This window comes from Candidatus Poriferisodalis sp., assembly GCF_965203655.1.
Classification (GTDB): domain Bacteria; phylum Actinomycetota; class Acidimicrobiia; order Acidimicrobiales; family Poriferisodalaceae; genus Poriferisodalis.
This window is the reverse complement of record NZ_CBDBDD010000002.1, coordinates 65,483-79,328: the sequence shown is the minus strand read 5'-3', so window position 1 is coordinate 79,328 and position 13,846 is coordinate 65,483. Positions and strand designations below refer to the sequence as shown.

General features: G+C 67.7%; 11 protein-coding genes. 1 reads left to right on the top strand and 10 read right to left on the bottom strand.

Translation table 11 applies throughout. The features are described from left to right. Positions 1-22: 22 nt before the first annotated feature. Positions 23-1,459 carry a mycothione reductase gene (locus tag ACOGW9_RS00800; protein ID WP_419907457.1) on the top strand — a complete coding sequence of 479 codons (1,437 nt, stop codon included), beginning with the start codon at positions 23-25 and terminating at the stop codon, positions 1,457-1,459. 18 nt (positions 1,460-1,477) lie between these two features. On the opposite strand, the gene ACOGW9_RS00795 is transcribed toward ACOGW9_RS00800, so the two are convergent. The 10 genes from ACOGW9_RS00795 to gcvT form a co-directional block, all read right to left on the bottom strand. Beyond that, a complete protein-coding gene (locus tag ACOGW9_RS00795; protein ID WP_419907455.1) occupies positions 1,478-2,455 on the bottom strand; it encodes an isopenicillin N synthase family dioxygenase in 978 nt (325 codons plus the stop codon). A gap of 106 nt (positions 2,456-2,561) precedes the next feature. Continuing rightward, entirely contained in the window at positions 2,562-4,586 is a 2,025-nt protein-coding gene (locus ACOGW9_RS00790; protein WP_419907453.1) for a polysaccharide deacetylase family protein, read from the bottom strand. A gap of 72 nt (positions 4,587-4,658) precedes the next feature. After that, on the bottom strand, positions 4,659-5,297 hold the full coding sequence (locus ACOGW9_RS00785; RefSeq protein WP_419907451.1) for a TetR/AcrR family transcriptional regulator: 639 nt from the start codon (positions 5,295-5,297) through the stop codon (positions 4,659-4,661). A 208-nt stretch (positions 5,298-5,505) separates the two neighbouring features. Then, positions 5,506-6,120: a TetR/AcrR family transcriptional regulator gene (locus tag ACOGW9_RS00780; protein ID WP_419907449.1), complete on the bottom strand. Its 615-nt coding sequence runs from the start codon at positions 6,118-6,120 to the stop codon at positions 5,506-5,508. 109 nt (positions 6,121-6,229) lie between these two features. Beyond that, positions 6,230-6,811: a hypothetical protein gene (locus ACOGW9_RS00775; protein ID WP_419907447.1), complete on the bottom strand. Its 582-nt coding sequence runs from the start codon at positions 6,809-6,811 to the stop codon at positions 6,230-6,232. 4 nt (positions 6,812-6,815) lie between these two features. Beyond that, complete coding sequence (selD, locus tag ACOGW9_RS00770; protein ID WP_419907445.1) at positions 6,816-7,946, bottom strand: selenide, water dikinase SelD; 1,131 nt, start codon at positions 7,944-7,946, stop codon at positions 6,816-6,818. A gap of 41 nt (positions 7,947-7,987) precedes the next feature. Continuing rightward, complete coding sequence (locus ACOGW9_RS00765) at positions 7,988-8,911, bottom strand: nucleoside hydrolase (RefSeq protein ID WP_419907442.1); 924 nt, start codon at positions 8,909-8,911, stop codon at positions 7,988-7,990. Beyond that, positions 8,908-9,624 (bottom strand): hypothetical protein, encoded by a 717-nt coding sequence (locus ACOGW9_RS00760; protein WP_419907441.1) that lies wholly within the window; start codon positions 9,622-9,624, stop codon positions 8,908-8,910. Before ACOGW9_RS00760 ends, ACOGW9_RS00765 begins: the two co-directional genes overlap by 4 nt. A gap of 28 nt (positions 9,625-9,652) precedes the next feature. Next, positions 9,653-12,607 carry an aminomethyl-transferring glycine dehydrogenase gene (gcvP, locus tag ACOGW9_RS00755; protein ID WP_419907439.1) on the bottom strand — a complete coding sequence of 985 codons (2,955 nt, stop codon included), beginning with the start codon at positions 12,605-12,607 and terminating at the stop codon, positions 9,653-9,655. Positions 12,608-12,664: 57 nt separating this feature from the next. After that, on the bottom strand, positions 12,665-13,834 hold the full coding sequence (gcvT, locus tag ACOGW9_RS00750) for a glycine cleavage system aminomethyltransferase GcvT (protein WP_419907437.1): 1,170 nt from the start codon (positions 13,832-13,834) through the stop codon (positions 12,665-12,667). Positions 13,835-13,846: the final 12 nt, after the last annotated feature.

The window sequence follows — 13,846 nt, the reverse complement described above, 5'->3', positions numbered from 1 at the left end:
GAAGCGCTGATTGACTGCTCACATGGCAGATTTCGACTTGGTCATCGTCGGCACCGGCTCGGCCAATTCCATCCCGGGTCCCGAGTTCGACGACTGGTCGATAGCGATCGTCGAGCGCGGCACGTTCGGCGGCACCTGCCTCAACGTGGGCTGCATTCCCTCGAAGATGTTCGTGTACGCGGCCGACGTCGCCGACACCATTGCGACCGCCGGCGACTACGGCATCGCCGCCAGCTTTGACAGCGCCGACTGGCCTGCCATCCGGGATCGCGTCTTCGGCCGCATCGACCCCATCGCCAGCGGGGGGCGCGACTACCGCTTCGGTGCCGAATGCCCCAACATCACCGTGTTCGAGGGCGATGCCCGTTTCGTGAGCGACCGGTGCCTGGCGGTGCGCATGGGCGACGGCACCACCGAATCGGTGTCGGGGCGCCATGTGGTGCTCGGTGCCGGCGCTCGGGCGTTCGTGCCGCCCTACCGGGGACTGGGCACGGTGCCGTTCCACACGTCCGACACGGTGATGCGGCTGGATGCGCTGCCGACCTCGATGATCGTGCTGGGTGGCGGGTATATCGCCTGCGAGCTGGGATACGTGTTCTCGGCGCTGGGCACCGAGGTCACGGTGGTGAATCGGGGCGAACGGCTGCTGCGGGCCGAGGACGACGACGTGTCTGCGGCATTCACGACAGCGGCGCAGCGCCACTTCGACTTGCGCCTCGGCTCGACGGTGACGTCAGTAGGGGGTGCAGCCGCGGACTTCGTGTGCGCCGCCGACGGCTCGCCCAGTGCCCATGGCAACACTTACACGGTCGAGTTCACCCGTGGCGGTCATGCCGAGTCGGCAACCGCCGATGTGCTGCTGGTGGCCACCGGGCGAGTGCCCAACGGCGATCAGCTCGCCCTCGACCTCGCCGGAGTGGATGACGACGACGGCCGTGTGCTGACCGATGAGTACTACCGCACCTCGGCGCCGGGCGTATGGGCCTTCGGCGACCTGTCGAGCGAAACCCAGCTCAAGCATCTCGCCAACGCGCAGGTGCGGGCGCTGCGGCACAACCTGCTGGTGGCCGAGGGGCAAGCCGACGGTCCCATGCACACCGTCCGGGAGGATCTGGTTCCCCATGCGGTGTTCTCGCACCCGCAGGTCGCCTCGGTTGGCCTCACCGAGCGCGATGCCCGGGCGGCGGGTCTGTCGATCTCGGTGGCCAACAAGCCCTTCGGCCACACGGCGTACGGCTGGGCGATGGAGGACACCGCCAGCTTCGCCAAGCTCATCGCGCATGCCGAGACCCGTGAGCTGCTCGGCGCACACATCATCGGGCCCCAGGCGTCCACCCTGATCCAGCAGCTCATCCAGGGCATGACCTTCGGCCAGACCGTCGACCAGATGGCCCGTGAGCAGTTCTATATCCACCCCGCGTTGACCGAGGTCATCGAGAACGCCCTGCTCGAGCTCTAACGGGCGGCCCAGACGCGTTCAATCGATGCGGCGGGCGTCGGGAATCAAATTGATCTCCCAGATCACCTCTTCGAGTCGATTCTCGGCCGAGACCGCCTCGTAGCGGCACGGTCGCTCAGGCGTGACCGTGGAGGGCGCCGGCACCAGGACCGTGGATGGGCGGGGGTGGCAGAACTGCACCACGCTGAGCCGGCTGGTGTGCTGGTCTGGGTCGGCCTTGACGCGGTGCCACCCGGCACCGATCAGGCCATTGGTGACGTGCTCCAGCATGATCCCCGAGTTCACGATGACGTGATCGTCGGGCGGGGCGGCATCGATCCACTGGCCGTCGATGCTCACCTGCAGGCCGCGGTCGGTCGCTCGGGGCAGGGCGGTGATGAGGTTGATGTCGGCGTGCTCGTCGGCCCAGATATGGCCCTCGCTGCCGCCGCCCGGGGCATGTGACATCGGCGGGTAGTGAATGGCCCGGGACAGGTGCGTGCCGTAGGTGGTCATCCTGTCGAAGTAGGTCTCGTGGGCGCCGATGCCCTCCGCGATGACGCGCAGGAAGCGTCGCTGCAGTTCGACGAGCCGCCGGTGGAATTCGGTGAGAATGGCACCGGCGCCGTCGATGTCGTCATCGGGAAAGATCGACGGCCGATACCAGCGGCCGTACTGAACGGTGAGCGGGTGGCCGGCGGGCGGCTGATCGCTCCAGTTGAACATTTCCTTCCAGTCGGGAAGGTCGGAGATGGCGGCGGTCTCGGTGAGCGGACCGGTATAGCCGCGGGCGCCGAACGACTCCGCGTCGACGTAGCGCTTCTTGGCGCCGGGTTCGAGGGCGAAGAACCGACCCAGCACGCCGTATGCGTCGTCGAGCAGGCCGCCCGAGAGGTCGTGCGCCGTGTAGACGAAGCCCGTCCGGAGGCTGGCCATGACGCCCTCGGTCACCGCCCTGCGCTGGGCCGGCGATCCCTGCTCGAAGGCCAGCAGGTCCACGTCGAGGATCTCGTCCATGACACTCCCGGGTACATGTGATCAGTTCGGCGGGACATCGCGTCCTGCGGCCGGTGCCGACTCTAGGTGCGGGCTGCCGCATGGCGAAGCGAGGTCTCGGTTCGCTTCAGGAGATGTGGTCGACGTTGACGTAGCTCGAGCGTGCCGAGGTGCCTGCGCTGTTGTGCGCCTTGACGCGATACACATAGAGCGTGCCGGCCGGCGCCGCAGTGTCGGTATATGTGTTCGCGGCACTGCCGGTATCGCCCACGTACACCGTCAGGGTGTTCTCGCCCTCGCGGGGGCGGCGGCGCAGTATCTGGTAGCCCGTCACCGCATCCGTGTCAGACGCCGCGTCCCAGCTCAGCACGATGTGACCGTCGTCGTTGACTGCTGCGGTCAGATTCGTCGGCGCAGCCGGAGGTTCCGACGCGGCTGGAGGCTCCGTTGTGGTCGAAGGCTCCGGTGCGGTCGAAGGCTCCGGTGCGGGGAGTGCTGCATTGCAGAGCGGCGCAAAGTTCAGCCCGGAGTCCGCCAGCCTGGTGAGGGCAAGATCGAGCGCTTCCGCGGTTTGCTCGCCGGTGGCGTCAACGTCGTGGAGGGAGATCACCGATCCGGGCACGGCGCCCCAGACAATGCGATCGGCGATGACCTCGGCGCCCGGCAATTGCCAGTCCCGGACGTTGACCGTGAAGGGAATGATCCGCATTCCGAGTGCTTGGGTCCACTCGACAACGTTGTGATCTGACGCGTTGCGCGGAGGTCGCAGGCAGTCGGTGGCGTGATCGCCGAGCGTCTCTTGGGTTCGGTTGATCGTGCTGTTGAACTCGTCAAGGGTCAGCTCCGTCAAGACTTCGTGATTCCAGGTGTGGTTGCCGAACGTGTGGCCCTCGTTGGCCGCGCGTTGAACGATGTCGGGGTGAGCGCTGGCATTGACGCCCGTGACGAAGAAGGTCGCCTTGGCTCCATGACGCTTCAGCACGTCAAGAATCCGCGGGGTGAATTCGGGCTGGGGGCCGTCGTCGAAGACGAGGTACACCTCCGAGGACGCCACAGACGGGTGGGTGGCCGAACCGTTGGGGCCGACCACCGTCACTTCCATGTCGTGGGACAGGGCTCTGCCGTCAGCGGTGCAGACCGTCGCGATGTCCCCGCACGACTGCCCCGCCTCCAAGGAGATCGTGACGTCATAGTCGCCCGACGGGGTCACAAGCAGATACCAGCGAGCCGTGTTGGTGGAATCCATCAACTGCATGTGTTGCAGCCGGCCACCGATCACCTTGATCGTCCAGTACCGCAGCTCCTGGAAACTGGTCGACACGTCGTCGCTGAAAAGCAGAGACAGGGTGAACCCCCGTGACCCGCTGTGGCTCTGTGGCACGGTCGCGAAAGTGCCGGTGAGGGGGTCGCCAGTGTGCAAACCCTCCGAGGGATCGGGCAGGCGGGTGACGGCGATGGTGTAGGTCTGGGGGACCGCGACGATGGGCACCTCGGGCGTGGCGGTGACCGTCACGGTGTTGTCGCCCGGTTGAAGCGCGACCTGGTGGCCGTTGGCTGCCGAGTCTGCGTCGGGGTGGCTGTAGGCAAAGGTGTGGGTGCCGTCGTTGGCGGTGAGTGTGATCGTGGCGTTGCTGTGGGGCACCTCGAGGCTGTAGTCGGCTGTCGCCTGATCGAAACCGAGGTCAAAGCCCTCGACGCTCAACGCGGTGAGCCGGTAGTCGAACAGCCAGATCGACCAGATACGCCTGGCGGACTCGTCGGGCGAAGTGACGATGACGTGCACCGCCTGCAAACCCGACAACCTCGCTTGGTAGCCAGCAGTGTCGGGGTCGGCGTCAGCCGGGCGGAATTCCACCTGCGCCCCCGGCTGGGCAGCCGTAGCCACAATGGTGGGATTCTGTACCGCCACCCCGTAGGCCATCCAGTACTGGCTCTGATCGGGGTCGAACGCCAGATCGGCCCCCGTCAACGACAAAGAAGCCAACGACGCATCCGACGCGTCCACCGCAACCGACGCGCTCTGCTTGCCCAGTACGCCGTGTCTGCTCAGCGCGTCCTGCTGGGCAGCAGCGCTTGCGGGAACGACTGCCAACAGCAGCGCGACTGACACCACCGCGCCGACCCTGGAACCGAACAAGAGACGCAGAGGCATCGCGGCACGCACACTACATGAGCTAACCCTCACATTAAGCCACGCTGGCGCGCGGCGGTCATGACGGGAGCGTCATTGTCGGTCGTGTTCTTGTCTGAGCTCGTTGAAGTAGCCCCGGACGATCAGGCGAAGCTCTTGGAGGATGTCGCCCCGAGTAGGGGAATCAGACTGGAAGGAGAAGAACATCAGCGATTGGACGGCCTCGACAGTGACCGCGGCAACCTCCTGCAAGCGGGACGTTTCCAGCCTGGGCAACCGGTGCCCCAGAGCCTCAGCCGTCCATTGGCGCACTGGGCACAGAGCACGCTGGAACAGTTGATATGCGTCGCCGTCGACCAGCGCGGCGCGGCTGATGGACAGCAGGCCCGGAGTTCCGCGCACCTCGGTCCCGTACCGGTCGACGATGGCCAGAACGGTGTCTTCGAAGGGCGTCTCGTCGTGAGCGTCGGCGTCGAGCACGCTGAGCCATCGTTCGTTCTGCTGCTCGATGAGAGCTGCGACCAGGCTCAGCTTGTTGGGAAAGTAGCGGTAGACCGAGCCAATCGAGCCGTTGGACCGCCGAGCGACGGATGCCATGGTGAGCCGTTGCCAGCCCACGTCGTCCAGTTCTGCGCTCGCCGCTGCGAGGATCTCGTCAAATCGGCGCCGAGAGCGCTCCTGTATCGGGACCCTCCACTCGTTGGGTGGTCCCATCTCAGTTGACTCACCCATCGCGGAACCTTGGAATCCCCACACCTCCATAAACATGAGAATACCCTCAGATATTAGCGAGTGAAGTCAAATGCGGCCGGCCTGTGAAGCAAAACCCGCCCCGTCGTCATGTGGGTGCTGGTGGAGCTGATGCCGGCCGAGTTCTGGCACTGTCTCCAAACCCACGGCCCATAGCGCCGGCGAAAACTCGCCGGCCGGAAACGGTCGGCTATGGGCTTGCCTGCGATAGCTCGTTGATGTAGCCCCGGAGGATGAGCAACGTCTCTCGTAGGATGATTTCTCGGCTTGGGGCGTAGGGCTGGTGGGAGAACAGCAGCAGCGACTCGATGGCGATCACGAGGATTATCGCGATGTTCTCGATGCGGGCGGGGTCGATCTTCGGGAGTCGGTGGCCCAGGGCGGCTGCTATCCACTGGCGCACGGGGCCGAGGGCACTGCGGAACAGCTCGTGGGCGTCGTGGTCGACGAGCGCGGCGCGGCCCAGAGCCAGCAGTCCGGGCACTTGGCGCACCGCGGCTCCGTAGTTGTGGATCAGCTCAGATACGGCGTCCTCGAAGGGCCGGTCGCCGTCAAAGGGGGTTTCGAAGACGGGAAGCAGCATCTCGTTCTGGCTGTCGACAAGGGCCGCGATGAGGCTCAGCTTGTTGGGGAAGTAGCGGTAGACCGAGCCGATGGAGCCGTTGGCCCGCTCAGCCACCGACTCCATGGTGAACCTGTGCCAGCCCGCCTCTGCCAACTCGGCGCCGGCCGCTTTGAGGATCAGGTCGAATCGGCGCCTGGACCGCTCTTGGACCGGGGTCTTCCACTCAGTCAGCGTTTCCAACTCAACCGCGCCGGTCGCCTGGGAACCTCACCATACGACTCCACACCATAGAGCGTGGGGATGATCCGGCTTGGTTGACTCGGGGAGGTTATGCGGCTCGAACCTGGCCTCAGCGGCCGAGCCCGGCCAGCCAGGCTTCGTAGCGCGCTGGGTCGGTCCACGCGCCGGTGTCTGTGTCGAAGCGGGCCGCTTCGGGTGCCATGAGTGCCGGGTCGGTGGTGCGGGCCTGGGTGCTCGACACGGTGCCCACCCAGTCGGGCAGGTCGAGCACCAGTTCGGCGGGGCAATCGTGCGGCGGCCGAGCCGCAATAGCCACCGTCGGCAGTGCAGCGATCGACGCGTCCCGCTGTGCTGGGTCGTTGCCGTAGAACACCGGGTCGTGGATCTGCTGCCACTTGTCTGCGCCCATCACGATCACGTCGAAGCCGGCTGCGATGTCCGACAGCAGCTGCGCGTCGGTGACATCGATCTCCAGCGAGTCGATCGGCGCGGCGACCTCTTCGAGCACGGCGATGCGGTCGGCGAGCCGCGGGCGCTGCACGTCTTCCTTGGCGAGTGCCACCCGGCTGACCGACCACACGAGTACATCGAGTCGGTGCTGACCGACCACGGCCTCGCTGATGGCCAGATGGGCGGTGGTGGGCGGGTTGAATGAGCCGGGAAACACACCCCGCCGCGCACTCGCAGACATTTCCTCAGCCTGCGTCTGGACGGTCGTCTCCGGCGACGGTGCCGGCGATCGCAATGGTTCCGACTGTGCCGCCGCCGTCGGTGAGTTCGCCGATCACGGCGGCGTCGTGGCCGTTGTCGCGTAGCTCGCGCACAGCGTCGTTGGCGCGTGCGGGATCGCAGCTGAACAGCAGGCCTCCCGAGGTCTGCGGATCTCCGAGCACAGTGCGGGTGAGCTCGTCGCTGCCGTCGAGACGCTCAGCCAGGTGATCGAGATTGCGGCCGGTTCCTCCGGGCACGAAGCCGCCGGTCGCAAGCCCGATGACGTCGGGTAGCAGCGGCACTGCGCCGGCGTCCACCACGGCACCCGCCTCACTGGCTGCAGCGAGCTCAGCGAGGTGTCCCAGCAGGCCGAATCCTGTGACATCGGTGGCCGCTGTCGCTCCTGCCCTGATGGCCGCGGCGGCCGCTGCGTCGTTGAGTCTGCACATCTCGGCCACGCCGGTCTCGTAGGCCGCATGCAGATCGCCGCCCGGCTGGGTGGCCTCGGGGGCCGAACGCTTCAGCGCGGTTGCGAGCAGGCCGGTGCCGAGCGGTTTGGTGAGCACGAGCGCCTGGCCCGGTTGCCCGCCGGCATTGGTGAGCAGGCCCGCTTCCCCGGCGGCAGCTGCGATGGTGCCAGTGACCGACATGCCATATACCGGCTCTGGCCCGTCGATCGTGTGACCGCCGGCCACCACCCAGCCGCCGTCTGCCGCGGCATCGGCGCCGCCCGCCAGCACCTCGCCGAGCAGGTCCAGCGGGAGCACATCACGGGGCCAGGCTGCCAGGTTGAGGGCGAACAGCGGGTTGGCGCCCATGGCGTAGATGTCGCTGGCTGCATTGGCGGCCGCAATGCGTCCCCAGGTGCGGGCATCGTCCACGATCGGAGCGAAGAAATCGGTCGACGTCACCAGCAGCCGGTCGCCGTCGAGCCGCCACACAGCGGCATCGTCGCTGGTATCGGTGCCGACCACCAGATCCGGGTGCGATGGGGGAGTCAGATGGCGCAGAACCTGCGCCAGCTCGGAGGGCCCGAGCTTGCAAGCTCAGCCCGCACCATGGCTGTACTGGCTCAGCCGGAACGCCGGGCCGTTCGCAGTGCTGTCGGTGGGCACAGCGGCAACGGTACCGACGTGGCCGCCCCGAGCGCCGGGATCTAGCCGTAGCTGCACACGGCGTCGATGATCAGTTCGAGCGCCGCCGCGGCATCGATGCGGTAGGCGACATCGCAGTTGGGCGTGGCGTCGGTGCCGGGCCGCTCGTCTGCCACCGTCATGCCGCGCGTGAGCTCGCCGGCCGTCTCCACATCGACATGTCGGGCGCCGAAAGTGAACAGATCGGGGTGTGTCACGGCGAGCACTGCACACGGATCGTGCATGGGTGCTGCATCCAACCCGGCCCGCTCGCGGTAGCCGGCGAGGTAGAAGTCGAATAGACCCGCGACGAACTCGGGCACAATGCCGCCCTGCGCCCGCAAAGCGGCGGTTTCGTTCGGCCCGACGCAGAGCTGGTGGGTGAGGTTGAGCCCGGCCATGCGCACCAGCGGCACTCCGGCGGCGAGCACGATCTGCGCCGCATGAGGATCTGCCCAGATGTTGAACTCGGCCGTCGGCGTGACATTGCCCGGCCCGACAGCACCGCCCATGAGCGAGATGCCGGCCACTCGCTCGACGATGTCCGGCGCTTGGCGGATGGCCAGCGCGATGTTCGTGAGCGGCCCGACCGGCACGAGCCACACGTCGTCGTGGGATCGCGCTGTCTCGATGATGACGCTGACGGCGTTGTTGCTGGCGACCTCGGTGTGCACATCGGGCCGGGGCGGCCCGTCCAGCCCGGTTGCCCCATGGGCACGCGGGGCGTGGGCAGCGGGTACGAGCAGCGGCCCTTCCGCGCCCGCGTGCACCGGAATGTCCAGCCCGGCGAGCTGGCACATCAGCAACGCGTTCGCCGTGGTCAGTTCCAGCGGGGCGTTCCCCGACACCGTCGTGATGGCCAGTACTTCGCACTGTCGGGCCGCCAGCAGGATCGCCACCGCATCGTCGTGGCCTGGGTCGCAGTCGAGAATGACCTTCAGGCTCACAGCTTGGTGATGCTGGGCGCGGGGGCGTCGGTCTCGCCCCAGTAGTGGGGGAGACGCAGGTAGCCGAAGCGCGTCAGCTCGACGGCCGATGTCAGCCCCTGGATCTCCTTGATCCGCTGGATGGAGCGGATGTGGGAGGCCATCTCGTAGAAGAGCATCCAGATCGCGCACTCGAGCGTGTTCACGATCATCCGCTCGTCGTCGGGATCATGCCAAGCCCCACGGGGGAGCACCGTGATGGCGTCGTCCCAGAAATGTGTGCTGTGACGTGACTCGACCATCTCGCGGAACGTCTCCACCGGATGAGACGCAACCACGTAGCGCATCCAGCTCAGGCCCAGGTCAAGCTTGTCGAGCAGATCGGGCACGTCCCAGAACAGCTCAGGGTCAAGCCGCAGCCCGTGCTTGTTGTTGCGTCCCTGGTGATGCTCGGCCCATACGATGGGCTCGGGAATATCGCCGTCGGGCCACAGCAGCATCCCGCAGCGCCGCTTCGCGAAGATCAGCGACACCCAGGCGATATGGCTGACCTGCCGCCGGATCGACCACCACATCAGCTCCCGGTCGGGAGACTGGTCGTCGAGGTCGAGCTGCACATCGCTCAGCCCGTCGACCTCGGCCCGCAGCCACACCTCGATGTGCGAGAAGTACGGCATCGTGCCGGCCGCAGCATCGTCCGGCATCTCCAGCACCGAAGGATCGACCCGAGCCATGCGCAGACGCTAGGCGCGCACGAGAACGTCAGTCGGTCTCAAAGGCGCGGGGGTCGGGGCAGGCGCACATGAGGTTGCGGTCGCCGTAGGCACCGTCGATGCGGCTGACCGGCGGCCAGTACTTGTCGGCAACCTGCGTCGCCACGCCGGTGCCTTCCGGGTAGGCGGCCTCGGTGCGCGAGTAGGGGTGCTCCCAGTCGTCGGCCAGCACGTCGATGGCCGTGTGGGGAGCGTTAGCGAGCGGGTTGTCGTCGGCAGGCCATTCGCCCCCCGCAACCTTGTCGATCTCGGACCGGATCGCCGCCATCGCATCGCAGAACCGGTCGATCTCCGCCAGCGACTCGCTCTCGGTTGGCTCGATCATCAGCGTCCCTGCAACCGGGAACGACATCGTCGGGGCGTGGAACCCGAAGTCGATGAGCCGCTTGGCCACGTCGTCCACGCTGGCCCACTCCGAGTACGGCCGCAGGTCCACGATGCACTCGTGCGCGACCAGCCCGTAGCGGCCCTGGTACAGGATCGGGAAGTGCTCGCCGAGCCGCGAGGCCAGGTAGTTGGCCGACAGGATCGCCGTCTGGGTGGCTTGGGTGAGCCCGTCTGTGCCCATCATGGCGATGTACATCCACGGGATCGGCAGGATGCCCGCCGAGCCCCACGGCGCCGATGAGATCGCGCCCGGGCCAGTCTCGGGGCCGGCATCAGGCGCCAGCGGGTGGTTGGGCAGGTACTCGGCCAAGTGCAGCCGGCACGCCACCGGCCCGATGCCGGGCCCGCCGCCACCGTGGGGAATGCAGAACGTCTTGTGCAGGTTGAGATGGCTGACGTCGGCCCCGAACGTGCCCGGCGCAGCGAGGCCGACAAGAGCGTTGAGGTTGGCGCCGTCCACATAGACCTGCCCGCCCGCTTCGTGCACCTTGAGACAGACCTGCCGGATGCCGTCCTCATACACGCCATGTGTCGAGGGATAGGTGGCCATGAACGCAGCGAGCTGATCGCCGTGCTCGGCGATCTTGGCGTCGAGGTCGTCGAGGTTCACGTCGCCGTCGTCGGTGCAGCCCACTACTACCACCCGCATGCCGGCCATCACGGCCGACGCGGCGTTGGTGCCGTGCGCGGAGGAGGGGATGAGGCAGACCGTGCGGTGGGCGTCGCCGCGGCCGTCGTGGTACCCCCGGATGGCGAGCAGCCCGGCCAGCTCGCCCTGCGAGCCGGCATTGGGCTGCAACGACACGGCGTCGTAGCCGGTGATCGCTGCCAGCCAGCGTTCGAGGTCGGCGATGATCTGGCGGTAGCCCTCCCATTGGTCTTTCGGCGCGAACGGGTGGATGTCGGCGAACTGCGGCCATGTCACCGGCGTCATCTCCGCCGCGGCATTGAGCTTCATCGTGCAGCTGCCCAGCGGGATCATCGACCGGTCCAGCGCCACGTCGAACGAGGCCAGGCGGCGCAGGTAGCGCATCATCTCGGTCTCGGAACGGTGTGAGTGAAAGGTGGGGTGTGTGAGGTACTCGCTGGCGCGCCGCAGTCCGCCGGCGATGCCCGACGGTGCCGAAGCCGCCAACTCAGCCACCGTGCCGACATCGGCTGACCTGCCGTCTGCGGTCGTCCCGAACGCATCGAGGAGGTGCGCGACCGTCGCTTCGTCGCAGGTCTCGTCCAGAGAGACGCTGACTGTGTCGGCGTCGACACGGTGCAGGTTGAATCCTGCCGCGAGCGCAGCGTCCACTACGAGGTCGGCGGCACCGGGGACCTCCACCGTCAGCGTGTCGAAGAGGGTGTCGTTGCGCACTGACAGTCGACCTGGCGTGCCGTCGGAGGCGCCGCGCGGCGTGCCGCTCGATCCGATGGCCCGCAGGCCGGCGGCGAGTCCTGCCGTCAGCCGGTGCACACGCCCAGCGATCTCGGCCAAGCCATCGGGACCGTGCCATACCGCATACATCGAAGCCACCACGGCGAGCAGCACCTGCGCGGTACAGATGTTGCTGGTGGCCTTCTCGCGCCGAATGTGCTGCTCACGGGTCTGCAACGCCAGGCGGTACGCGGTCCTGCCGGCGGCGTCCACTGAGACGCCTACGAGCCGTCCCGGCATCGAGCGGCGGTGCTTCTCGCTGGTTGCCAGGAATGCCGCATGCGGACCGCCGAAGCCCAGCGGCACACCGAAGCGCTGCGAGCTGCCCACCACGATGTCGGCGCCCTGCTCGCCGGGCGGCCGCAGCACGCAGCACGCCAGCAGATCCGCGGTGACGGCCGCAATCGCACCCGTCCCGTGCAGAGCTTCGATCACGGGCTGAAGGTTGCGGACGGCGCCGCTGCTGCCGGGATAGGCCAGCAATGCGCCGTACACCTCGGCCGGCGCCAGATCGGTCGCCGGGTCGCCCACGACGATGTCGATGCCGATCGGCCTGGCACGGGTGCGCACCACGTCGATGACCTGGGGATGGCAGTCGGCGTCCACGAAGAAGCAGTCCGGCCCGCTGCGCGTGATGCGCCGGGCCATGGCCATCGCCTCGGCAGCGGCGGTGCCCTCGCACAACAGCGACGAGTTGGCGATCTCCATGCCCACCAGATCGCACACCATCGTCTGGTAGTTGAGCAGCGCCTCGAGCCGCCCCTGGGAGATCTCGGGCTGGTACGGCGTGTACGCCGTGTACCACGACGGGTCCTCCAGCACGCCCCGCCGGATGACTGCGGGCGTCAGCGTGCCGTAGTAGCCCAGCCCGATCAACGAGTGCACCTGCGTGTTGGCATTCGCCAGCCAGCGCATCGCCACGGTGGCTTCCGTCTCGCTGAGCGGCCGGTCGATGCCGTCGAGCACGATCGGCTCGTCGATGCGGATCTCGGCTGGCACGGCGGCATCCACGAGTTCGGCGAGCGAGCCGAATCCGAGCCGCTTGAGCATGACGGCAACGTCGTCGGGCCCCAGGCCGATGTGACGTGCGGCAAATGCCCCTTCCGCGCTCGTAGGTACCGGGGGTTCACTCATACGCCATGCCTCCGTGCAAGGGGCTTCGTGCGGTCTCGTTCATGGTCACGGCGATCATCACGACGGCCGCCGGTAGCGATGTTCCACGAACGGCAGCGGGGCGACCCGGCACGGCTCGGGGCCCTTGCGGCCCTCGGCCAGCAGCTCAGTGCCGTCAGTCGCGAAGTCGGCTTCGACGTAGGCCATGGCGATCGGCGCTTCGACAGTAGGGCCGAAGCCGCCGCTGGTGACCATGCCGACGCTGGCGCCGTCGCAGGCGGCCAGCACGGCGCCGTCGCGAATGGGCCGGCGGCCGTCGGCTGCGATGCCGACCCGCTGGCGCGGCGGCCCGTCACGCAGCTGCTCGGTGATGATCTCCGCACCGGGGAAGCCGGCCTCGGCGCGCCGGCGCTTGGGGATCGACCAGCCCAGTCCGGCCTCGGCCGGGGTCGTCGCCTCGGTGAGCTCGTGGCCGACCAGCGGCAGGCCCGCCTCGAGTCGCAGCGTGTCGCGTGCGCCGAGCCCTGCGGGGACCACGCCATCAGCGCTCAGCAGCAGCCGTGCGACATGCGTCGCCTCGCTCGCCGGAATGGAGACTTCGAACCCGTCCTCGCCGGTGTACCCGCAGCGCGACACCTCGCACTCGACGCCGTCGATCGACAGCGTGGCGGTGGACATGAACGCCAGCTCTGTGGCTGCCGGTGCCCAGCGGGCCAGTACACCAGCCGCCGCGGGCCCTTGCAGCGCCACCAGCGCGAGGCCGGATTGCTGCTCGATGCGCACTTTGCGGTCGTCGAGCCGCGCAGCGAGCGCAGCCAGGTCGGCCTCGGTGCGAACGGCGTTCACCACCAGTCGCAGGCGGTCGCCGAGATTCGACACGATGAGATCGTCGAGCACCCCGCCCGCATCCGTGGTGAACAGCGTGTAGCGCATCCGGCCCGGCGCCAGATTGACGATCGACCCTGGCACCGAGTATTCGAGCCACGCGGCGGCTTCCGCCACGCCCATGCCGTCGGCGGGCCGGACCTCGATGATGCCCATGTGGCTGACGTCGAACAGTCCGGCCGCGGTGCGGGTGGCGCGATGCTCGGCCACGGTGCCGTCGCCGTAGCGCATGGGAAGCGCATAGCCGCCGAAGTTGACCATCCGCCCGCCGAGTTCGGTGTGCAGGTCGAGCAGCGGGGTGCGTACGCCGCCGGTGTCTGGATCGATGTCGGGCTCGCGTACGCCGCCGTTGGCGTCAGTCATCAACCTGTGCGT

What these genes read in the sequence shown, in the direction of transcription:
- ACOGW9_RS00795 (WP_419907455.1), bottom strand. Translation starts at nt 2,455, where the DNA reads ATGGACGAGATCCTCGACGTGGACCTGCTGGCCTTCGAGCAGGGATCG.
- gcvT (WP_419907437.1), bottom strand. Translation starts at nt 13,834, where the DNA reads ATGACTGACGCCAACGGCGGCGTACGCGAGCCCGACATCGATCCAGAC.
- ACOGW9_RS00760 (WP_419907441.1), bottom strand. Translation starts at nt 9,624, where the DNA reads ATGGCTCGGGTCGATCCTTCGGTGCTGGAGATGCCGGACGATGCTGCG.
- ACOGW9_RS00800 (WP_419907457.1), top strand. Translation starts at nt 23, where the DNA reads ATGGCAGATTTCGACTTGGTCATCGTCGGCACCGGCTCGGCCAATTCC.
- ACOGW9_RS00775 (WP_419907447.1), bottom strand. Translation starts at nt 6,811, where the DNA reads ATGTCTGCGAGTGCGCGGCGGGGTGTGTTTCCCGGCTCATTCAACCCG.
- ACOGW9_RS00785 (WP_419907451.1), bottom strand. Translation starts at nt 5,297, where the DNA reads ATGGGTGAGTCAACTGAGATGGGACCACCCAACGAGTGGAGGGTCCCG.
- ACOGW9_RS00790 (WP_419907453.1), bottom strand. Translation starts at nt 4,586, where the DNA reads ATGCCTCTGCGTCTCTTGTTCGGTTCCAGGGTCGGCGCGGTGGTGTCA.
- gcvP (WP_419907439.1), bottom strand. Translation starts at nt 12,607, where the DNA reads ATGAGTGAACCCCCGGTACCTACGAGCGCGGAAGGGGCATTTGCCGCA.